We start from the raw sequence: 22,886 nt of genomic DNA on the forward strand, positions 1-22,886 counted from the left end.
ATGATGAAGAATAAAAAAAGTATTTTACTGCTTACAGTAACAGCTTTAATTATTCTTATCGGTTTAAGTATTGGTAATCCAGACGGTGTTCACTATCTTTCCCTTTTTGCTGCACTTGTATTTACCATCATAAGCTCTATTTTTATTTATAAAAATAGAGCTTATGCTTCATTTAAACCGCTAGAATGGCTATTGCTGATTGTTTTTTCGTTTATCGTACAGTTTTCACTTTTAGATAACTTACATATGACGAGCTCAACTATTTTTTCACTCGTTTTGTATGCCATCAGCCGTACTTTATTGGCAATGCTGCTGACGGCCGCTGTACTCAGCGCTATCAAACAGATAAACGATTTTCACTATACATTTGCACACCCAAAGCGTTATCTAGGAATTGTTACGATTCTTATTTTAACTGTTAGTCTATATTACTGGTTCGCCTTTTTCCCAGCGGCCATGACTCCTGATTCATTAGCACAGTGGAGACAGGCACATAACGGAGAATTTAACGATTGGCACCCTATTATGATTACTTGGCTTATTATGCTGCTGACAAAAATATGGGATAACCCAGGAATTGTAGCGTTCACGCAAATTGTTGTTGTAGTGAGCATATACGCCTATACATTTGACTTTTTCATTAAACGCAAAGCACATCCTGTTATGATTGGACTTTTAACAGCTATTATTGTCATTATTCCAAGCTTTTTAATCTTTTCAATTATTATTTGGAAAGACATTTTATACAGTGCTTTTCTGCTGTTTTTTACGGTTAACATTGCAAAAATTTATCTGTCAAAAGGCGCTTGGGTTAAAAGTAAAGCGAGCTTTTTCTTACTTTTACTTTCCGCATTTGGAGTAGCTTTCTTTAGACATAATGGTTTTCCTGTATTTGTTTTGACTTTCCTTTTAATGATTGTCTTATTCAGAAAAAATTGGAAACCTCTTGTCACGATTTTCTTAGTCGTCTTTATTTTACAAAAGATTGTTACAGGCCCTGTGTTCACGTGGCTTGATGTAAAACCTTCAGATCCAAATGAAGCTTTGTCTATTCCAACTCAACAAATTGCAAACATCATTTCAAATGATGGAGAGATGTCAAAAGAAGAGCGCGAATATTTTAATAAAGTGCTCCCTATTGAATTGTGGAAAGAAAAGTATAATCCATACAAAAGCGATCCAATTAAATTCACGTGGAAATACTACGACCGCGAGTTTATTTTTAATGATTTAGGCCTTTACTTTAAGAACTATGCTAGCATTGTCATCAAAAATCCTTATCTAGCAACGGAAGGCTTTCTCAAACAAACAGCTTTAGTATGGCAAATCAATCCTTTTAAAGATGGCTACACGGATACGTACGTAACCAACATTTATTACGGCAATGATTTAGGTCTTAAAAATAAAGTAATCGAGCCGTTTATTACACATACTGCCAATGCTTACTTAGCTATTTTTAAGCACCCTGTTTTTACATTCTTATGGAAACCAGCTTTTTATCACTGTGTCATTTTATTATTTTCATTAATGCTAGTGATTCGAAGAGGAATTACGTCCCTTATTATTGTCATTCCTTGGGCACTTAACACGCTTTCTGTTCTTGCGGCACTGCCGGCTCAAGATTTTCGATATTTATTAGCAAGCGTATTTGTGTCTTTCTTCTTTATTGGTCTTCCTTTTATCCGATTTGATCAGAAAGAAAAGGATGTGACCTCCTGATGGAGAGCAATTATAACAAAAAGCTAGGAATCACACTCATTATCGTGGCTTCCCTGTTTACAGCTGTTGGACAACTTTTTTGGAAGTTGTCCGAAGCTTCATTTAACTTAAATTTAATTATTGGTTTTTTCCTTTATGGATTAGGAGCGGTGTTTATGATTGCCGCTTTTAAATTTGAAAGAGTTTCCTTGCTTCATCCATTTTTAAGCCTAGGATATGTCATCAGCATCGCTCTTGGTTTCTTTCTATTAAATGAAACCATTAGCCCTATGAAGCTGGTCGGTACTCTTATTATTATCGTAGGTGTAATTTTAGTAGGTGGCCAAGATGAATAGTATCCCACTTTTAATTATTATGACTCTTTTAGGTTCAGTTGGCGCTGTCTTTTTCAAGTATATTTCTACGTATTTAAATGAAAAAAAGATAAAGCTAGCGCTTATTTGTTTTGTGGGTGGCGGCCTTTTTTACGGGGCGGCAGCTCTGCTTAATGTGTATGTTTTAACGCTGTTACCTTATTCTATTGTATTTCCGCTCACGTCTATTACGTATATTTGGACATTAACATTCGGTTACTTTTTAATTAAAGAAAAAGTTACAACAAAACAAGTTATCGGCTGTATTCTTCTAATTGTTGGATGCTTCTTTATTGCTAATAGTTGATGAGATAACTTGAAAAGGTAGGAGTTTCGCATGAAAAACTTAAAATTCGCGAGCATTTTACTGCTCATATCAACATTATTTTTGAAATTTTCTAGTATGATTCGTGATTTAGTTATTGCTAACTATTTCGGTACAAGTTATATTGTCGATTCATACAACGCAGCAATGATTATTCCAAATGCTTTTATTTTATTTATGTTAACGGGGATGAAGGATGCGTTTATTCCTAGTTATTTACGTTATGAAAAAGAAAATAAAGGAAAGGTTCATTTGACTAATATTGTTAAATCAACCTTTCTTATTTGTTTCATTATTTCGGTTCTCGGATCAATTGCGGCTTTCTTTTACTTTCCCGCTTCGTATTCTAATTTTTCTAAAGCAGCAATTGAACTAGGAATTTATACGGGCGTTATGTACTTCTTATCTCTTTCACTAGTTGGAGTGAATGCCGTATACGAAGGTGTATTTGATGCACGAAGTCAATATTCTTTCTCTGTGTTTTCTCAAACAGTTGTTGTATTATTTACAATTTTAAGTACAATCCTATTACATTCAATTATGGGCGGCTATGCAATTGCTCTTGGCTATTTTATAGGAACTATTGCTTCTTTCTTAATTAAAGTTGTCTATTTTAAACCGCAGCATCTGCTGTTATGGAAGCAAAAAATTGACCGTGATGAAGTGGTGGCTTTTTATAAAGTATTCATCCCTGTTGGTGTAACCATTATGGTCGGTCAAATTAATTTAACTGTCAACTTCTTCTTTGCCGGTTCCTTTGGTGAAGGCGTTATTTCATACTTGAATTATGCTTTCAGACTTGTAAGTATTCCCCAGGCAATATTCGGGGTTACGGTCGCAACCATTATTTATCCGCTGATTGCAAGAGCCATTTCTGAAAAAGATGAAGAGCGCTTTAAATCAGGAATTGAAAAAGGGATTACGTTTATGCTGATGCTGCTGATTCCGACGATTGTTATCATGATCTTTTATATGAAAGACATTGTAATGATTGCTTACCAGCGCGGTGCATTTGACGCACATTCGACGTTAAAAACAACAGATGTATCTTATTATTACCTAGGTTCGGTGTTTTTCTATTCCCTGCAAGCTGTTCTTGCAAAAGGATTTTATTCTCTTCAAAAAGGTTATCTTATTATGAGAGCAGGCTTATTATCCATTGTGTTAAATATCATCTTTAACATGATTTTCACTAAATTTATGGGATACCAAGGATTAGCACTTTCCATGTCAGTAGTTGCCTTTTTCTATACGGCTATCGTATTCGTTATGCTGGCAAAACAAATCAATCACTTCCATTACGGATATCTAGTGAAAGAAACAGGAAAAATTCTTTTAGCTTCCGTACCTGTTGCGATCGTCATGTTCTTCTTAAAGGACATCGCATTTTTGAATTCATTACATGTTATCTTACGATTTGGTATTGTCTGTATTGCAGGTGGTTTAGTATACTTAATGTCGACGCTATTATGCAGAGTAGAAGGTGTTATGCTTTTAGTTAAAAGAAAACGTTAATTCACGTAAAACAGGAGAGTACTATATGAAGAACACATACTGGTTATTTTTTCTGTTCGTTGGTTTTATTTCAATTCAGCCGATTATTGATATGCTAACGACGTACATGGTTTTGAACATGGATAGTGGTCTCTCAATTGGGGTTGTTATTCGCTTTCTATATATGATTTTTGCAGGTGTCCTACTTTTAGTGTTTGCCAAACAATCAAAATGGGCTAGATATTCGATTATCTACCTTATTGTTTTTGCACTCTTTCTTGGACTCAACATCTACTTAAATCATCAATGGAAAGATCCTTATTATATTGGGCAAGAAATTAAATTTTTCAATAAAGTTGTTTATATGAACGTTACGCTGCTTGGAATGATTGTGATGTTTTCACATTATCGATCATCTGTGGATGTAAAAAGAATACTGAGCAAAAACTTATTAACTGCTTCACTCATCATCAGTATTGTTTTTATCGGTACAATGCTAACGGGTACAGCACTAGAGAGTTATCAGTATAATAAAATTGGGTTTAAAGGCTGGTTTTATGCAGCGAATGAGCTAGGCGCAACCATTGCTATTTTGCTTCCTCTCACACTGCTTTTAGCTTTAGATAAAGTACGTTCGTTTTCAAAAGCTTATTACTGGATTCCCTTTATCTTGTTAGCCGTTTCGTCCATCATGCTTGGAACGAAAGTAGGCTTAGGTGCCGTTATTCTTTCTTTAGTTGTAGCAACAGTTGTCTTATTTGCTAAATTATTTACGAATAAACGCAGCTTAATTAAAGCCAACTTAGTAATCTCAATTCTGCTTTTAATTGTAACCGGAGCAACTACTCCGATTTCTCCAGCTTATAAAAACACATATACGCACATCGATATGTTAGAGGCTAAAAAAGAGAAAACAAAGCAAGAAAAGCCGGAAAAGAAAGAAAAAGAAAAGCCGGCTAAAAAGAAAAAACAAAAGGAATCAAATTTAGATGATAAAGATATTCAAAATCTGATTCTAAGCAGCCGTGAGCAATTCTTAGCTCATCATAAGGAAGAGTATGCAAAAGCACCTATTGCACGAAAAATGATAGGTATGGGCTTTTCTGGTGACTATACAAAACAGCTTCCGCCAAAGATGATTGAAATGGATTTTTATGATTTGTTTTTCTCTTTAGGTATCATTGGATTTTTACTATGGGTTCTTCCACTTCTAGTAGTTGGTTTAACCGTATTGGTTCGATTATTTAAAGAGCCATCACAGCTTCTTGATGAAAGCTTTATGATGTATAGTACAGCAATTGTATTAGCTCTTGGAATTGCTTTTGTAGCTGGGCATGTCTTTACAGCACCAGCCGTTACCATCTATTTTGCAGCAGCTGCTGCTTATCTGTTCGTCATTCATTTTAAACAAAGACAAGCATAAAAAAACAGGCCATTAACGGCCTGTTTTTTTATCTTTTTAATGGCTGAAGGCTTAACACCGTATCGCCCGCATTGACGTTTATTTCTTGATCATGAGCAAAAAAACTCAATGCCTTTCCTTGCGTACTCACTGCTAGTAAAAGAGAATCATCGCTTTTCTCCTCAAGATATGTTTCGTACGTATATTCATCCGTGATTTTTGTATTGTAAATCGTATATCCATGCTCCATTTTATGATGCAGAAACTCCCACGTAATGCCTTTCTTAAAGAGCATACGTCCTCTTACTGTATGCATAATTTCATCAACATCTTCTCTTGAATCTTCTTGGTCACGAATGCTCAATTGAAAAACATTGTTCCGTCCCATATCTTGAAGAAAGGCAGTACAAACAAGCGCATTATATGCATCTAACTCAGTTGCAGCAATCACATATTCATAAGGAGTTAAGTCTAGATGATATTCTGTTTGCTCAGCTAGTACTTCTCCGTGATAAACATTTACCTCCGCTCTGCGCGCAACTCTTAACCGCTCCCACGAAGAATCAGCAACTAATACTGGATAGCCTAGCTGTTTTAACTTCGTTGCAAAGGCAACCGTAAAATCATTGCTTCCTACAAGCAAAATACCAGGTTCTTCTCCAATTGATAAATCAAGCTTCTTAGCTAGCCATGAAAGAGAAAAACCGTGTGCACAAACCGTAGCAAACACTAAAGCAAATGTCAGCGTTGTTAGGATGGAAGCATCTTTAAATCCTTCATCAATTAGTACTTTCGCAAAGTAGCTCGAGACCGTTAACGCCACAATTCCGCGCGGGGCAATCCAGCCAATCAGTATTTTTTCTTTTATAGATAAATCTGTGCCTACCGTTGATAAAAAGATGGAGACAGGTCTGACAATAAACAGCATAAGTAAAACAAACAAAATAATATTCCAATGAAAAATTTCAGTAATGGTCTTCATCGTCAGTCCAGCCGTTAACATGATAAAAATAGTAGAAGTTAATAGAACCGAAATGTTCTCTTTAAAGTGTCGCATATCACTAATAGACGAAATATGCATATTAGCAAGGGTAATCCCCATCGCTGTTACTGCTAGAAGACCTGTTTCATGCTTAATTTCATCAGCTACTGTAAAGCAGGCAATAACGACAATAAATACGACCGGAGATTTTAAATACTCTGGAATATGCCCCTTTTGAAACATCCATCCTATTCCGCGGCCAAGAATCCATCCTATTAAAATGGCAATAATAGAGGCTACGAAGAAAAAGAGAATTGTTTTTCCACTCACTTCTCTCAGCACTAAAAATTGAACAATTTCAAACGAAAAAACGGCCAACAGTGCACCAAATGGATCGACAATAATACCTTCCCATTTTAAAATCGCTGCTGGTTTTGGTTTTAATTTAGCTTGTCGTAAAAGAGGTAAAATTACGGTTGGACCCGTCACAATAAAAAGCCCTCCGATAACAATTGCCACCGCCCAGGATAAATCCGCTATATAATGAGCAGCTAAAGAGCCTAACATCCAAGCTAGCATGGCTCCCAGTGTCACAATGCGAAACACGGGCTTTTCGATTCCTCTTACCTCTCTCATGTCTAAGTTCAAGCTGCCTTCAAATAAAATAACAGCTACAGCAATCGATACAAAAGGATCAAAAAGCTGAGCAAACTGTGCTTTAGGATCAATTAAACCTGAAATAGGGCCTGTTAGCAGTCCGATAATCGACATCACGACAATTGCTGGTAGCTTAAATCTCCAAGCCAGCCACTGAGATAGAACTCCTAGTCCCACTACAAGTGTGATATGTACAAGCATAGGTTCCATTGTATCTTCCTTCTCTCGTTCGCATAATGTGTATATATTTTCCCTAAAATAAACCGATGTTATACAGGAAGAAACAAACACTACCTTGTTTTACCACTTTTTCAAAAATGCTAAACGCCTCTCCCCTCTTTGAATCCAAGCTACTTTCCTTCGTTCGACACATATCTTACTCATGTTTGTCGAATTTCATTTTAGTATAAAATAGTAAAAAGCCTTTAGCTGCTACTAAAGGCTTTTTGCCGGATGATCCAATTCATATAGCTTTTGATAGTGACTGTTCGTAGCAAGTAATTCCTCATGCGTTCCGCGAATGGCTATCTTTCCATCTTGTAGGAATAAGATTTCATCCATCTTTTCCATCCCAACTAAATTATGTGTAACCCAAATTAAAGTTTTGTCGTGAAGAGTTTCAAAGATAGTGGATAACAAACGCTTTTCAGTCACGGTATCCAACCCTGCAGTTGGCTCATCCAGCATAACAATTGGCGTACGCTGAAGTAGAACACGTGCTAACGCAATCCGCTGACGTTCTCCTCCTGAAAAGCGCTGACCTGTTTCGAGCATGGACGTTTGATATCCTTGATGCAAACCTTCCACAAGGGAGTGCATATTGACGTGCTTCATTGCCTCAATTACCTCTTCTTTTGTAGCCTCTTCATTAGCTAGTAATAAATTGTTTGCTACGCTTGTATTAAATAAATAAGGATTTTGATTTAATACAGAGATGAGTTTTGGTACATCTTCACGAACTTCAGCAACAGACTGACCGTTTAGTTGAACTGTACCTTCTGTAGGCAATAAGGAGCCTTGCAGCAGCTTTAACAGAGTCGACTTTCCAGCTCCGCTCTTGCCAAGAATCGCAATTTTTTTCCCTTGCTCGACTTGAAATGAAAGATCATGAATGACTGACTCTTCCTCATTGCTATAGCGAAAGCTTACATGCTCGACTTTTAAGCTAACCGAGTCCCATGAACCTTTGTAAGGTAGGGAAAGAGTATGTTTTTTCTTTCCATTCACAGATTCCCAGTTCTTTTCCATTTCCTGCACTCTATTTAATGACTCTTCAAATTGAGGAATTTTTTCTACTGCATTAGATACCGGCAGCAGTGCTTCAGATAAAGGAAATACTACTAAAATAAAAGCAGCAATAAAAACACCTGCAAGCTCTTTATCTGCAAAAAGAGAAGCCCCAAACCAAATCATTGTGACAATTAAACCTGCTACAATAACTTGGCCAATCAATTCTCGGTAATACGTCCATAGTTTAAGCTTACGATCCATGCGGTCTAGCTCATCTTCTGTTTTGTTATACGAATGAAAAAATGACTGCTGCTGACCGCTTAACACCCAATCAGCAACTCCTAAAAACCCGTCTGTGACCTTAGCATATAACTGTGCTTTGCTTGATTTATATCGCTGATTGGCCGCTTTCATATGCCAAAGGGAAAAAAGCGGCATCACTACTACTAATAAAAATAAATAGATGGCAATCAAACATGCAAACTTTAGGCTAAAGAATCCTAAAGCTACAATCGAAATAACGTATAAAATAACAGCTGAGATTGTTGGAAGAATGGTACGCAAGAACAAGTCTTGTAAACTTTCAATATCTTCAGCGAGAACCGCTAAAACATCTCCCGTTCGATAGCGGGATGTAGCAACTAACGGTTCAATCAAATGATAAAGACGTGTACGCATCTTAGCTAAAATGCGAAGAATAAAATCGTGACTAACAAGACGCTCCGCATAACGAAAGGCGGCTCGACTTAAACCAAATGTACGCACAAGCACAATGGGAACGTACACCAGTAAGATTGTTTCTGGGCGTAAGGAAGAAGCTGAAATCAAGTAACCTGATGTGAACATTAGCGCACAAGCAGAACCAATCGTTAACAAGCTTAGTAATAAGATAGAAAAGATACGATATTTATACGTTTTAAAGTAGGGCCATATCCAACTTTTATATTTCATCATATCTCCTCCTCTTCATGTAAAAATTGATAGTAAGCTCCTTTTTTTCGAATCAGTTCTTGATGATTGCCGACTTCTGCAACCTTTCCGTTCTCTATTACAACAATGAGGTCCATATCTTTCATCCAATGCAGACGGTGCGTAGCTAAAATAAATAACTTGTCTTGAAACATCGTTAAGATATCTTGCTTTAATTCATATTCCGTTTCAATATCTACTTGCGCCGTTGGTTCATCAAGCATAATAATAGGGCGATCGCTCAGAAACGCCCTAGCTAGGGCAATCCTTTGAGCTTGGCCGCCGCTAAGCTGCCGTCCTCCATCTCCTATCACTTCATTTTCCTTCTTAGGCATCTGTTGAATCGTAGATAAAAGTCCTGCTTTCGTTAAAGCATCTTCATAATCATAAGAACCGCCTCTATCCTGATAAAATTCAATATTTTCTTTCACTGTTCCATTAAAAATAAATGGGTGCTGAGGGATATACGTAATCTGCTTTTGCCAAGCATCTGAGCGTAAATCAACCGGCACGCCGTTTACTTCAGCAGACCCTTCTGTAAATTGTACAAAGCCGCTCAGTATATCAATAAGCGTCGATTTTCCAGCTCCGCTTTTTCCTATAATCCCAATTTTTTTACTTCCTTTAACATGAAGTGACACATCTTCAAGAGAAGGCGGCTGCTCTTCGTCATATTTTAAGGTGATATGACGCAATTGAATTTCACTGTTTTCCGTCCAATCAGGGACATCTTCTTCTTTAGCCGACGGTTTTTCAGCCTGCTTTACAATCTTAATTAATGCATCTCCGGATTCTTTTCCGTCTAATGTTGCATGATAATCGTTTCCGACTTCCCGTATCGGCAGGAAGTATTCAGGCGCCAGCAATAAAATCATAAGTGCAGGCTCTAACGTCATCGAACCGTTCACTAGCCGCAAACCGAGCATAACAGCCACGATGGCTACAGATAACATCGTAAAGAAATCTAAAGCAAACGTAGATAAAAAAGCAATTCGGAGCGTTCCCATTGTCGCTTTTCGATAGCGGTCACTGACTCTTCCAATCGTTTCAGCATGCTCCTTACTTTTCCCGAGAAATGTTAACGTTTCTAATCCTCGAAGCGAATCTACAAAGTGATTGGACAGCACATGATATGTCTCCCATTGACTATCTATTTTTTTCTGGGCAGCCAGTCCAAGTAAAATCATAAATAAAATTAAAATGGGCATAGTTACAAGCAAAATAATGCCTGAGAGCCGATCTTGATACCAAACGAAAGCGAGCACTAGCCAAGGTGTAACGCTGATGGCGGCCAGTTTAGGCAAAAACAGCTCAAGATAAGCGCGAAGCTTCTGTAGGCCTGTAGTGATGAGCGTCACCAAGTTTCCTGTCCCTTCATTTTTGGTAAAGCGCGGTCCGAGTGCAAAAATGCTTTTCATGACCGTCAAACGAAGTTCCTGAGTCGTTTTGACTCCAAATTGATATGCTGTTTTTTTCACTATAAAACTTACGATCTGACGAACCATAAAGGCAGACAAAAACAATCCGATTGCTTTTGTCTGCGAAGTTAAACTTTCACCATGAAAAAGAGCAGTAATTACTTCGGCAAGCCACTTAGCTTGAAAAATAATGGCTACACTTTGAATAGTAATAAGCCCTATTAACACGGCAAGAACCATTTTTACTCCGTTGTAAACCATTAAATTTCTACCCATTAGTACTCCATATGCTCCTTATGATCTACACGTTTTCTAAAAACGTAGTAGCTCCAAATTTGATAACCTAACACAAAAGGCAGTAACGCAATAGCAGCGTAAGACATAATTTTCAAGGAATAATTCCCTGATGCTGCATTATGAATCGTTAAACTATAGCTTTCATTGACTGAACTAACCAAAACGGTTGGAAACAATCCTGCAAATATAGAGGAAATTGATAAAATTAAAATTAAGCCAGACATAGCAAAGGCCCATCCGTCTTTTTTCCGTGTAAGGAAAAATCCTGCTAGTAAATACACGAAAATACCGATAAAAAATGTGTATAGCATCAAGCGGCTATGGTTGCTGAATAAATTTGTTTCAAAAAACGTCATGCCTGAAAAAATAAGAAGCAGCAAGGCATTAACAGGCAAAAGTTTCATGGCAACTTTTCGTGAACGATCTCTAATGTCATCCATCGTACGGATCGTCGCAAAAATAAGTCCGTGCCATAAGCAAAGCATCGTTAGCGTCACGCCGCCCGTTATGGTATATAGATTCACAATATCCGAAAAGCCGGCATTCATTTGCATGTTGCGCTCAACAGGCAATCCTTTCATTAGTGCTGAAAATAAGATGCCGAAAATGAGCGGTGGAAAAAGACTTCCAAAGAAGATAACCCAATCCCACGCATTTTTCCACGCTTGTTTTTCAACTTTTCCTCGAAATTCAAATGCTACACCGCGTCCGATAAGCGAAAGCAACAGAAGAACAAAAAGAACATATGACCCGCTTAATAGCGTTGCATACCAGTTTGGAAAAGCGGCAAACATAGCACCGATTGCTGAAATTAACCAAACTTCATTTGCATCCCAAAAAGGACCGATTGTATTAATAAAAGCTCGTCGCTCTAAGTCGTTTCTTCCTAAAAAGCGAGACACCATTCCAATCCCAAAATCAAAGCCTTCTAAAAAGATAAAACCAACAAACAGAATGGATACTAGCAAATACCAGAATTCATTAAGAGAAAACATTGTATCCCTCCTTTGTAAACGGATCAGTTGATGTTACTTTTGTATGTGCTTCGTGATCGTGATCTGGACCTTTTTTAATTTCTTTAACGAACAAGAACACCATAATCACAGCTAAAATTAAGTAAAAGAACGAAAACGAGATAATAGAAAATAGCAATTCGCCTGCTGTTACACCAGGAGACACGGCATCTTCGGTTTTCATATAGCCAAATACAACCCAAGGCTGACGGCCAATCTCTGTCATAATCCAACCTGCTGAGCTTCCAAGGAACGGAAAGGCGATGGCAATCGTCATAATACGTAAAAATAGTTTGCTTTCTTGAAGTTTTTTACGAGAAAGCAAGTACGTACCCCAAATGCCTAATGCACATAATACGCCACCTAGACCAGCCATAATGCGGAAACTCCAAAACGTTGTTCGAACGGGTGGAATATAATTTCCTTCTCCATATTTCGCCGTATACTGCTGCTGCAGCTCATTCATTCCAGGAACGGAGCCTGAAAACTTACCGTATGATAAGAAGCTTAATAAGTAAGGTATTTTGATTTCACTCGTATTTTTCTTTTCATCAGGGTGAATATTTGCTGTTACTGTCCAAGCACCTGGACTTCCGCTGTTTTCCCATAATCCTTCACTTGCGGCCATTTTCATCGGCTGTGTTTTAACTAAATATCCGGCCTGTTCATGCCCAGATAGTGCAATTCCTACACCTGAAACTAGCCCTACAAGGATAGCAACTTGAAATGATTTTTTAGCAAAAACCACATGTTTTTTCTTCAAGAGCATAACAGCGCTGACACCCGTGATAAAAAAGGCGCCTGTTGCAAACGAACCTAAAATTGTATGAGGGAATTCGACCCACAGCTGACCGTTCGTTAATAATTTAAAGAAGTCATTCATTTCCAAACGGCCATTATTTAGCTCCATTCCGACCGGATGCTGCATAAAAGAATTAGCCGTTAAAATAAAGAACGCTGAAAAGATAGTACCTAGACTAACAAGCCAAATACATAGACAGTGCAGCCATTTAGGCAAACGATCCCACCCGAAAATCCACAGCCCGAGGAACGTGGACTCCATAAAAAACGCTAGCAGTGCTTCAATAGCAAGCGGCGCACCAAATACATCTCCTACAAATCTTGAGTACTCTGACCAGTTCATGCCAAACTGAAATTCTTGTAAAATACCTGTTACGACTCCGACAGCAAAGTTAATCAGGAATAAGTGCCCCCAAAACTTTGCCATCTTTTTATACTGTTCATCTTTTTTTACTACGTACATCGTTTCCATGATCGCTACTAAAAAGACAAGGCCGATAGACAGCGGTACAAAGATAAAATGAAACAGCGTCGTTGATGCAAATTGAATACGTGATAGTATGACTGTATCCATCTTCTTTCTCCTTTCATATATAAGAACATTCATCATTTCCATAGATACTTTGCTCATTCCTGAGCATCTTTTACTTATATTGTGAAACATTGAGCATAACAATTCGAGAAATATGCTCAACATTTCACAAACATATGTAATGTCTCTCTTTCTATTTACATAGTATAGTCTATTTTTTTAGCTGTGCACGTACATTTTTTGAACGTTTTTAGACTAAAACGTGACTTTCTTGTGACAAAAAAGGGCAGGATCTCTTTATTTTTTCATAAAAAAAGCACGCTCTGATTTGAGCTTGCTTCTCTACGGTCGATATTTTGCTTTCGCATTTAATTTAGATTGACGAATGATTTGGTTAATGACTTCAGAAAATACAATACCAATGGCAATTGAACCTGAAATCATAAAGGCTTTTGCTGCAAGACTAATCGCTTCATTATAATTATTTTCTACAAAGTTACGCATGGCATCGTATGCTGTTCCCCCTGGAACGAGCGGAATAATACCTGCTACCGTGAAAATAATGATCGGCGTACGATAAATTTTTGCGTAAATTTGACTAATAATAGCAATAAAAAAGGCCGATGCTACAGTGCTTGGAATTTCATCTACACCATAGAACGTTAGCAAATAGTAAATGAGCCAGCCAATCATTCCGACAAAGCCACTTTTTAATAATGATTCACGTGGAACATTAAAAATAATCCCAAACGCTGCTGAAGCAATAAAACTTGTAATTATCTGCTCTACGATATGCATATGATGCCTCCCTTCTATAGAAGCGTAAATACAATGGCAATACCTGCACCAATAGCAAATGCCGTCAGAAACGCTTCTGCTCCTTTTGATAATCCAGACAGTAAATGTCCCGCCATTAAATCTCGCACTGCATTGGTAATCGATAACCCAGGAACGAGAGGCATAACGGATCCAATAATAATTTTATCAATTTGCGTTCCTAGTCCTGAAGCGACTAAAAGAGCTGATAAAAGTCCAATAACTAACGAAGCGGTAAACTCAGCAAAAAAGCGAATCGGAATAAGACGGTGGAAATACACCACGGTTAAAAATCCGAGACCTCCTGAAAACATCGCTGGAATAAAGTCCGTCCATAAACCTTGAAACATGATTAAAAAGCATCCGCTAGAAATGGATGCAGCTGCAAGTTGAACCCATAGTGGAAAAGCTACGTTCGTTGCTTCAATTTCTTGTAGCATTTCATACGCTTCCTCCAAGGAGATGTTTCCTTGACTGATAGTTCTTGAGACGCTATTTACCATAGTTACTTTTTTTAAATCGGTCGTTCGTTCGGAAATACGAATTAACTTCGTTTTCGTCGGTTCTTTCGTTTCAAGTGAAAACATAATCCCTGTTGGCGTCACATAGCTGTGGGATTTTTTTATACCGTAAGACGCTGCAATCCGCATCATTGTGTCTTCTACTCGATACGTTTCTGCTCCGCTTTCTAACATAATTTTACCTGCTAGTAAGCTAACGTCCATAATTTCATATTTATCTAATTTTTGTTGTGTCATCAAATCGCTCCAAACATATTAAAGCTTGGTTTTTTCCCCTACAGCATACAGTGTATAAGAAAGAGGGAAGTGGACGCAATGGTTAATGCAAAAAAGTGTGGACTTTTTGTCTCACACTTTCAGGAATAGTATATACATTCCTTATCAATTCATACGTTTTGTGGTCTCACGCTCTACTAATACAGGTGCCATTTTATACTGTACCTGATCTATTTCTTGCTGATCCTGAATTTGCTGAAGTAAGAGGTTTACTGCTTTTTCAGCCATTTTTTCCATCGGTTGACGGATGGTTGTTAGCGGAGGTTGCGCTTCACTAGCTTCTGTAATATCATCAAACCCTATAACAGACAAATCCGCTGGAACGTGAAGTCCGTTTTGCCACGCACAGTGTATCACTTTCAGAGCAATGTAATCCGTAGCACAAATAAGCGCAGTTGGGGGCTCTGGATGATGAGCTAGCTCATTTATAAACTGATATAGTTCATCTGAGTTATTCATATCTTCTTTCACAAACTTTGCGTTTGCTGACGGTACATATTGATAAAAAAGAGACAGACGGTGCTCCACTCCGCTTACAGCTTTTCCAACGAACCCGATATTATTATGGCCAAGGTCCGTTAAGTGAGCAACAGCTAATTGCATTCCCACCGCATCATCTACATGTACAATTGGCCAAAGTGCAGAAGAGCCGTCTCCTGTAAGAGAAACGTAAGGCGTTTGATATTGTTTTAATACGTCTACAAACGGATGCGGAGCGGCTACATAATCTAATAAAATGACTCCATCAAACCAATGATTCATCATCACATTTAATTGACGCTCAGCCGTTGTTTCTTGGTAATCCGTATGGCCAATAAGAACGTCCATCCCTCGACTTTGAACTTGCTGCTGTACCTTTTTTAACAGCTCGATTAAAAATGGGTCTTTTAAATCTCTAATTAATATCCCGATAATCCCTGTTTTTTGGGCCCGCAGAGCTGCCGCAAATGGATTTGTCTGATACCCTAAATGAGCTGCTGCTTTTAGTACTTTTTGTTTTGTTTTTTCACTGATTTTAATTTTACCGTCTTTATTATTGAAGATTCTTGATACCGTAGCTAATGAAACACCCGCTTCTTTTGCTACTTCTGTAATCGTGACTTTTTTTCTCCCCATTCGTACCGACTCCTATTTCCTTTTAGTCTATCGACCAAGTAAACATTTTTCTTTATTATACTACTAGAAGTCGGAACCACCCAAAACTACCTTCCCTACTTTTCACTAAACAGCCACTTTAACACATCTTGAATTTTTTGATCCCAATATGCCCAGTCGTGACTTCCTTTTCCTTCTTCATATGTAAAACAAATAGGCTCTTGCTTACATCGCTCGGAAAAACGTTTATTTTCCTGATATAAAAAATCTTCCGTTCCACAGCATTGATAAATACGCGGAGTCACTTCTCCATAGCGCCGGCGATTTTCAAGCAGCCAGAAAAGATCATCCTCAGGTCTAATAACAGGCGGCATGCCAAAAATCAAAGGATAATCTAGGAACTGAACTTCCCCTCGCTCTCCAAGCCCTTCAATGTCCATCACTCCTGATAAACTGGCAGCTGCAGAAAATTGATGTGGTTTGCGAAACGCCCATTTTAAAGCGCCGTACCCTCCCATAGAAAGACCAGCCACAAAATTATCTTCTCTTTTTTCCGATAACGGAAAGAATGACCTAGCCAATTGAGGAAGTTCTTCTGTTACAAACGTCCAATACTTCTTTCCATAAGCCATATCTCTATAAAAGCTACGATCTACATTTGGCATTACAACTGCAAGTCCTAATTCTGATGCGTAGCGTTCAATCGAAGTTCTTCTCATCCATATCGTATGATCATCAGAAAGACCGTGTAATAAATAGAGCGTAGGGTGTTTCTCACTTCTTGTATTAGTTTGTAAACCAATCTGAGATTTTGTTTGCTGCGGTATCAAAACGTTCATTGAAGTACTTATTTGCAATACTTCTGAAAAAAAATCACATTGAATAAACGCCATATTTCTCTTCCCCCTTACTTTTTCTTCCCTATTGATTGATAACAAAACGTACATAATTCATATAAAAGTTAAAAAATAGTTTGATTATTTACAATTTTTAGTTTAACATAAAAACATCTTTTATGAAAACGTTTTACGTATAACGTTTTTTTAAATTAAAATAGTGAACGCGATTCAAAGGAGGAATTTATATGGGGATAGTAAAAGTAACTTCTGACGAGTATAAAGAGCAAAAAGGAAATCTATTTTTTGTTATTTTCATTTCATGTGCAGCTGCTTTTGGAGGGTTACTTTACGGCTATGACACAGCCGTCATTTCAGGGGCTATTGGATTGATGGAAGTGCATTTTAATCTCAGTCCAACGATGGTAGGTTTTGTTGTATCCAGTTTGCTGCTCGGGGGTGCCGTTGGGGTACTTTCTTCAGGAAAACTGAGTGATCGATTCGGTAGAAAAGGTATCTTGCTTTTAGCAGCTTCTTTATTTATCGTATCCGCAATTATGCAAGCGCTATCTTCAACCATCTCTTTTGTGATTATTTCTCGAATTATTGGAGGGCTAGGCATTGGTATGGCCTCCGTTCTTTCTATTACCTATATTTCTGAAATAGCCCCTCCGCACATGCGCGGCCGCTTAGGCTCTCTTTATCAATTTGCTGTTGCCGTTGGGATTGTTTCTGTCTATTTTGTAAATGACTACATTTTATCTATTGGGGAAGACGCATGGCAGAATTCCACAGGATGGCGCTACATTATCGGTGCTTCTGGGATTCCAGCTCTTTTATTTCTTCTTATCCTTTCTCCTGTTCCTGAAAGTCCGAGGTGGCTAGTAAAAGCAAACCGCACTGTAGAAGCTATGGACATTTTAATTAAAATCAATGGTACACACATTGCACGCCAAGAGCTGTATCATATTGAGCAATCGTTAAAAGAAAATCAACCGGCTTCTCTTTCGCTTTTTAAAGAGGCAGGCCTTCGAAAAGCGTTGCTTATTGGTATTCTACTTGCAGCCTTTCAACAGCTTGTCGGAATCAATGCCATTATTTATTACGCCCCGCAAGTTTTTGAAGCAGCTGGAGCTAGAGGAGATTTATCGCTCCTTGTTACGTCTATGATTGGTGTAGCTGCCTTTTTAGGCGTTCTTTGTTCCATGTGGCTTATCGACCGGATTGGCCGCAAAGCTTTATTACTTATTGGCACAGCCGGTATGGCCGTTACGCAGCTTCTCGTTTCTTTTGGATTTCATTCACAGGGTACTGAAGGCTTGACTACTAGTTTACTTATTGTTTTTTATTTATTTCTTTTTAATATTTCTATGGGGCCTGTTGTATGGGTTGTGATTTCTGAAATTTTTCCTAATCATGCGAGAGGCTATGCAATGTCTATTTCTACCTTTTTCTTGTGGATAGCTAATTGGTTTGTGTCTCAGTTTTTTCCTATTCTTTGGAACAAAGCTGGAGGATCTTTTACCTTTTTATCTTTTATGATTATGTGTATCGCTTCATTTTTGTTTATATGGAAGTGGGTTCCAGAAACAAAAGGAAAGTCACTTGAAGAAATTGAACATATATGGAAGTAAGGGAAGAGGTTGGGGTATATCTAAATGAATCCAATCTAAAGAAAAACAAATGGGATACATGAGCTAAACGGCTTATGACACCGTAGTTGATTTCCGTGCAAGACTTCGCTTTCCGCGGGAGTCTTCATCTCGCCCTCCAATCAACTACTAGAAGAATTTAAACAGATGAAAACTATGTTCACCCTAACAAAAAAAACGAACCACTAATCAAAAATTTTGATCAATGGTTCGGTTTTACTTTGTCTAAAATACTTTCGTCCCAGCCTCTTCTTTTTATCGAATTTGTCCATCTCCGTAAATAATATATTTTAATGTTGTTAATTCCTTTAATCCCATTGGTCCACGCGCATGAAGCTTTTGTGTACTAATTCCGATTTCTGCCCCGAAACCAAACTCTTCTCCGTCCGTAAACCTCGTCGAAGCATTCACATAAACAGCAGCTGAATTAACGCGCTGTAAAAAACGCTGAGCATGAGCATAATTTGTTGTTACAATCGCTTCAGAATGATGTGAACTATGAACATTAATATGGGAAATCGCTTCATCGATATCATCTACGATTTTAACTGCCATGATGAAATCCAAATATTCTTTCTTCCAATCCTCATCCCCTGCTGGAACAAGATCTGGAACGATTGTGAGCGCACGTTCATCACCGCGTACTTCTACATCTTTCTCTCGTAGCGCTTGAACAATAATCGGCAAAAATTCATGAGCCGCCCGTTCATGAATAATCAGCTTTTCGGCTGAGTTGCACACCGCTGGACGAGATGTTTTTGCATTAATGACAATACTGGCTGCCATGTCACGGTCATATTCTTCATCAACATAAATGTGGCAGTTCCCGGTTCCTGTCTCAATAACAGGAACCGTTGCATTTTTTACCACCGCTTCAATTAAACCAGCACCGCCTCGAGGAATTAATACATCGATATATTCATTTAGCTTCATTAACTCCAGTGCTGTTTCTCTCGACGTATCTTCAATAAGCTGTACGCTATGCTCAGGAAATCCTGCACTTGCCGCAGCTTGGGATAATACAGAAACAATCGCTTGATTCGAATGAAATGCCTCACTGCCTCCGCGCAAAATAACCGCATTTCCTGCTTTTAAGCATAAGCCTGCTGCATCACATGTAACGTTTGGACGCGCTTCATAAATAATTCCTATGACACCAATAGGTACACGCTGCTGCCCAATTTGTAAGCCATTTGGTCGTTTAGCCATAGACAGCACTTCTCCTACCGGATCTGCAAGCGCAGCTACTTGGCGCAGGCCGTCTGCCATTCCATGAATCCGCCCTTCATTTAAAGATAAGCGATCCAACATCGCTTTTGACGTGCCTTTTTGAACGGCTTTTTCTACGTCTAATTCATTTGCTTTTAAAATTGTCTCTTGTTGATCCAATAGAGCAGCCGCCATTTTATAAAGTGCCTGCTGTTTTTGTTCGCTCGTTACATTTCCTAAGAAATAAGAGGCTTCTTTTGCCTGCTTTCCTTTAAGCTGCAATTCACTCATTTCATTACTCCTTCAGCTTGTTTTAAGAATAACGTTCCAATTTCTTGGCCTTCAATAATATCTCGCAAAATACTTGGTTCTTTCCCATTTGCTAGGATTAAGCTCACGCCTGCACTTGTAGCTGTTTTAGCAGCGGTCAGTTTTGTGACCATTCCGCCTGTTCCAACGTCAGTTCCACTATCTCCAGCAAAATTCTCAAGCTCCGGCGTGATGCCATCTATTACTTTCATTAATTTAGAGTTAGGGTTTTTTGTGGGATCTGAATCAAAGAAACCGTCAATATCAGATAAAATAACAAGTAAATCTGCGTGAATCAAAACTGAAACAATGGCGGATAAATTATCGTTATCTCCAAAACGCACGATGTTTTCAATCTCATCGATGGCAACTGTATCGTTTTCATTCACAATAGGAATCACTTTGTCTTCAATTAATTTTTCAAACGTGTTCACAACGTTATTGCGCACATGTTCATCTTCGATTACATCTTTTGTTAACAGTACTTGACCAACAATGTGACTATACTCACCAAAGAATTTACTATAGATATGCATAAGCTCACACTGCCCGACAGAGGCTGCTGCTTGTTTTTCTCGAATAGAAGTTGGTTTTTCTTTTAACTTTAGTTTTTTTACTCCCACTTGAACGGCACCTGATGTAACAAGCACAACTTCTTTTCCTGCATTCATTAAATCAGATAAAACACGCGCTAGTTTTTCAATGCGTGCTAAGTTAATATCTCCGTTATCATAGGTCAACGTAGATGTCCCTACTTTGACTACGATACGCTTGCTATTTTGTAACTCTTGACGATGCTTCACTCATTTCATCTCCCTAACTAAAAACACCTAAATGCGTACTAATTTTTTTAAAAATTATAGCAGAGATTATGTGAAAAGTCTTATAGTTTTTCAAAGGGAATTTGAACTTTCTAATTTTTTAAATAATTAAGGGAAAAACTGGTGATAAAAGCGCTTTCTTCTTTTATAATGAAAGTTGTAAGGGGAACACACAATTACATAACGTTGTGTAGTAGTACAAACATCAGACAACTAAGGGATAGGGGGATTTGTAATGAATGCGGTTACGATTGTTATTGGATCTATCTGTATTTTAATGATTGCGTATCGGCTTTATGGAACATTCATGGCTGTTAAGGTCTTGAAACTAAACGATGCGCAAAAAACGCCGGCACATGAGCTTGAAGATGGAAAAGATTACGTGCCAACCAATCGATGGGTAACATTTGGTCATCACTTTGCAGCTATTGCAGCTGCGGGTCCGCTTGTTGGACCTATTTTAGCAGCTCAGTTTGGCTATTTGCCCGGACTGCTCTGGCTTTTAATCGGAGCTGTAATCGGAGGAGCCGTTCACGATGCAGTTGTGTTATTTGCATCTATGCGCCAAAAAGGCCAGTCGCTTTCAGAAGTGGCTAAAAAAGAGCTAGGACCCGTCGCTGGTTTTTGTACAGGTTTAGCTATGCTTTTTATCATTACCATTACAATGGCCGGTTTATCTATGGTCGTGTTACACGCCCTTGAGAAAAATCCTTGGGGTACATTCGCTGTTGGAATTACCATTCCGATCGCAATGGGGGTAGGTATTTACCACAAAAAAACAGGTAATTTAAAAGCGGCTTCTACCGTCGGCTTCATTTTAATTTTAATTGCCGTATTTAGCGGTCCTTATATTCAAGGAACAGCTTTAGGAGATTTTTTAACGCTAGATATTAAAACACTTTCAATTATTCTTCCCGTTTATGCATTTTTTGCAGCGGCCTTGCCCGTTTGGCTGCTTTTAGCACCTCGAGATTACTTAAGCAGCTTTATGAAAATTGGTGTCTTTATCGCGCTGATTGTAGGCGTGTTTTTCGTAAATCCATCAATTCCATTTCCTGCAGTTACTGAATTTATTCACGGAGGCGGCCCTATTTTAGCAGGACCTGTGTGGCCGTTTATTTCCATTACGATCGCCTGCGGTGCTATTTCTGGCTTCCATGCATTTGTTGGTTCAGGAACAACCCCTAAGATGCTCGATCGTTGGAGTGACATTAAAGTTGTAGGCTTCGGCGCGATGTTAGTCGAATGCTTAGTAGGAATTATGGCATTAATTGCCGCAACTGCTTTACATCCTGGAGACTATTTTGCAATCAACTCTACACCTGAAGTATTCAAAACGCTTGGCATGAACGTAACGGCTCTTCCTCAGCTTAGCCAAGAAATTGGCCTAAACTTAGAAGGCCGTACAGGCGGCGCTGTTACACTGGCTGTAGGAATGACGTATATTTTCACGGAAATTCCTTGGTTCAGCCACCTGTCTTCTTACTTTTTTCAATTCGTTATTATGTTTGAAGCAGTGTTTATTTTGACTGCTATCGACGCGGGTACACGCGTTTCCCGCTATTTAATTCAAGACTTTTTCGGTGAATTTTATAAGCCATTGAAGCGAGTAGACTGGCTTCCTGGGTCCATTTTTGCAAGTGCCCTAGCCTGTTTTATGTGGGGATACTTATTGTTCTCAGGAGATATTGGCTCAGTTTGGGCGCTGTTCGGCGTATCGAATCAGTTAATGGCATCCATTGGTTTAATTATTGGTGCAACCGTTATTCTTAGAATTGCAGATAAGCGCTCCTATATGCTTACTTGTCTTATTCCACTAGCCTACCTTTACGTAACGGTTAACTACGCGGGTTATTGGATGGTTAAGAATGTGTATTTAAATGAAGCTGCGGCAGGTTACAGCATATTAAATGCGACTCTTTCAATCATCATGCTTATACTCGGTCTCATTATTATGATTGCCGCGATTCAAAAATGGACGCAGCTTTGGCGCACGCCTCAGGCTGAACTAGCGGCGAAAGCAAACTTATCACAAAATATATAAAACGAACACGCTTGCTTATATAAGCAAGCGTGTTTTTGATATGGTAATAGCCGGTCAAAATAATTGCACACCAGGCATTTTTATTATTAAACTAAATATACTATACAGAAAATTT

General features: G+C 38.4%; 18 protein-coding genes. 7 read left to right on the plus strand and 11 right to left on the minus strand.

Annotated features, from left to right (window positions below):
* The 5 genes from ACNHOZ_RS21195 to ACNHOZ_RS21215 are packed head-to-tail and all read left to right on the plus strand — an operon-like array spanning position 1 to position 5,314.
* On the plus strand, positions 1–1,719 hold the full coding sequence (locus tag ACNHOZ_RS21195) for a DUF6020 family protein (protein WP_033580378.1): 1,719 nt from the start codon (positions 1–3) through the stop codon (positions 1,717–1,719).
* Positions 1,719–2,054, plus strand: coding sequence for an EamA family transporter (locus tag ACNHOZ_RS21200; RefSeq protein WP_013059873.1), 336 nt, complete (start codon positions 1,719–1,721; stop codon positions 2,052–2,054). Before ACNHOZ_RS21195 ends, ACNHOZ_RS21200 begins: the two co-directional genes overlap by 1 nt.
* Positions 2,047–2,379 (plus strand): EamA family transporter, encoded by a 333-nt coding sequence (locus ACNHOZ_RS21205; protein WP_014457712.1) that lies wholly within the window; start codon positions 2,047–2,049, stop codon positions 2,377–2,379. Before ACNHOZ_RS21200 ends, ACNHOZ_RS21205 begins: the two co-directional genes overlap by 8 nt.
* 30 nt (positions 2,380–2,409) lie before the next feature.
* Positions 2,410–3,912 carry a murein biosynthesis integral membrane protein MurJ gene (murJ, locus tag ACNHOZ_RS21210; RefSeq protein WP_013059875.1) on the plus strand — a complete coding sequence of 501 codons (1,503 nt, stop codon included), beginning with the start codon at positions 2,410–2,412 and terminating at the stop codon, positions 3,910–3,912.
* 25 nt (positions 3,913–3,937) lie between these two features.
* A complete protein-coding gene (locus ACNHOZ_RS21215; protein ID WP_028411945.1) occupies positions 3,938–5,314 on the plus strand; it encodes an O-antigen ligase family protein in 1,377 nt (458 codons plus the stop codon).
* Positions 5,315–5,342: 28 nt separating this feature from the next.
* Here ACNHOZ_RS21215 and ACNHOZ_RS21220 read toward each other — a convergent pair whose 3' ends face one another.
* The 9 genes from ACNHOZ_RS21220 to ACNHOZ_RS21260 form a co-directional block, all read right to left on the minus strand.
* The gene (locus ACNHOZ_RS21220; protein ID WP_048021684.1) at positions 5,343–7,142 is read right to left on the minus strand and encodes a cation:proton antiporter; all 1,800 of its coding nucleotides are present in this window, start codon (positions 7,140–7,142) and stop codon (positions 5,343–5,345) included.
* A gap of 225 nt (positions 7,143–7,367) precedes the next feature.
* On the minus strand, positions 7,368–9,116 hold the full coding sequence (gene cydC / locus ACNHOZ_RS21225; RefSeq protein ID WP_053074091.1) for a thiol reductant ABC exporter subunit CydC: 1,749 nt from the start codon (positions 9,114–9,116) through the stop codon (positions 7,368–7,370).
* Complete coding sequence (gene cydD, locus ACNHOZ_RS21230; protein WP_255906578.1) at positions 9,113–10,825, minus strand: thiol reductant ABC exporter subunit CydD; 1,713 nt, start codon at positions 10,823–10,825, stop codon at positions 9,113–9,115. The genes cydC and cydD overlap by 4 nt, the downstream gene beginning before the upstream one ends.
* Entirely contained in the window at positions 10,825–11,841 is a 1,017-nt protein-coding gene (gene cydB / locus ACNHOZ_RS21235; RefSeq protein ID WP_028411941.1) for a cytochrome d ubiquinol oxidase subunit II, read from the minus strand. The genes cydD and cydB overlap by 1 nt, the downstream gene beginning before the upstream one ends.
* Positions 11,828–13,234 (minus strand): cytochrome ubiquinol oxidase subunit I, encoded by a 1,407-nt coding sequence (locus tag ACNHOZ_RS21240; protein WP_048021678.1) that lies wholly within the window; start codon positions 13,232–13,234, stop codon positions 11,828–11,830. The genes cydB and ACNHOZ_RS21240 overlap by 14 nt, the downstream gene beginning before the upstream one ends.
* A 300-nt stretch (positions 13,235–13,534) precedes the next feature.
* A complete protein-coding gene (locus ACNHOZ_RS21245) occupies positions 13,535–13,990 on the minus strand; it encodes a threonine/serine exporter family protein (RefSeq protein WP_013059882.1) in 456 nt (151 codons plus the stop codon).
* 14 nt (positions 13,991–14,004) lie between these two features.
* On the minus strand, positions 14,005–14,766 hold the full coding sequence (locus ACNHOZ_RS21250) for a threonine/serine exporter family protein (protein ID WP_013085528.1): 762 nt from the start codon (positions 14,764–14,766) through the stop codon (positions 14,005–14,007).
* A 144-nt stretch (positions 14,767–14,910) separates the two neighbouring features.
* Positions 14,911–15,921 carry a LacI family DNA-binding transcriptional regulator gene (locus ACNHOZ_RS21255; RefSeq protein ID WP_048021676.1) on the minus strand — a complete coding sequence of 337 codons (1,011 nt, stop codon included), beginning with the start codon at positions 15,919–15,921 and terminating at the stop codon, positions 14,911–14,913.
* 95 nt (positions 15,922–16,016) lie between these two features.
* Entirely contained in the window at positions 16,017–16,793 is a 777-nt protein-coding gene (locus tag ACNHOZ_RS21260) for an alpha/beta hydrolase (protein WP_047749562.1), read from the minus strand.
* 191 nt (positions 16,794–16,984) lie between these two features.
* Between ACNHOZ_RS21260 and ACNHOZ_RS21265 the strand changes: the two genes are divergently transcribed.
* On the plus strand, positions 16,985–18,370 hold the full coding sequence (locus tag ACNHOZ_RS21265; RefSeq protein WP_048021674.1) for a sugar porter family MFS transporter: 1,386 nt from the start codon (positions 16,985–16,987) through the stop codon (positions 18,368–18,370).
* Between the two features lie 273 nt (positions 18,371–18,643).
* Here the strand turns inward: ACNHOZ_RS21265 and ACNHOZ_RS21270 are convergent, their stop codons facing one another.
* Positions 18,644–19,888: a glutamate-5-semialdehyde dehydrogenase gene (locus tag ACNHOZ_RS21270; protein ID WP_034263707.1), complete on the minus strand. Its 1,245-nt coding sequence runs from the start codon at positions 19,886–19,888 to the stop codon at positions 18,644–18,646.
* Positions 19,885–20,709 (minus strand): glutamate 5-kinase, encoded by an 825-nt coding sequence (proB, locus tag ACNHOZ_RS21275; protein ID WP_048021671.1) that lies wholly within the window; start codon positions 20,707–20,709, stop codon positions 19,885–19,887. The genes ACNHOZ_RS21270 and proB overlap by 4 nt, the downstream gene beginning before the upstream one ends.
* A 253-nt stretch (positions 20,710–20,962) precedes the next feature.
* Here proB and cstA point away from each other — a divergent pair, with 253 nt between their 5' ends.
* Positions 20,963–22,771 carry a carbon starvation protein CstA gene (gene cstA / locus ACNHOZ_RS21280; RefSeq protein ID WP_048021669.1) on the plus strand — a complete coding sequence of 603 codons (1,809 nt, stop codon included), beginning with the start codon at positions 20,963–20,965 and terminating at the stop codon, positions 22,769–22,771.
* Positions 22,772–22,886: the final 115 nt, after the last annotated feature.

The sequence above is a fragment of the Priestia sp. D51 genome, from assembly GCF_053345675.1.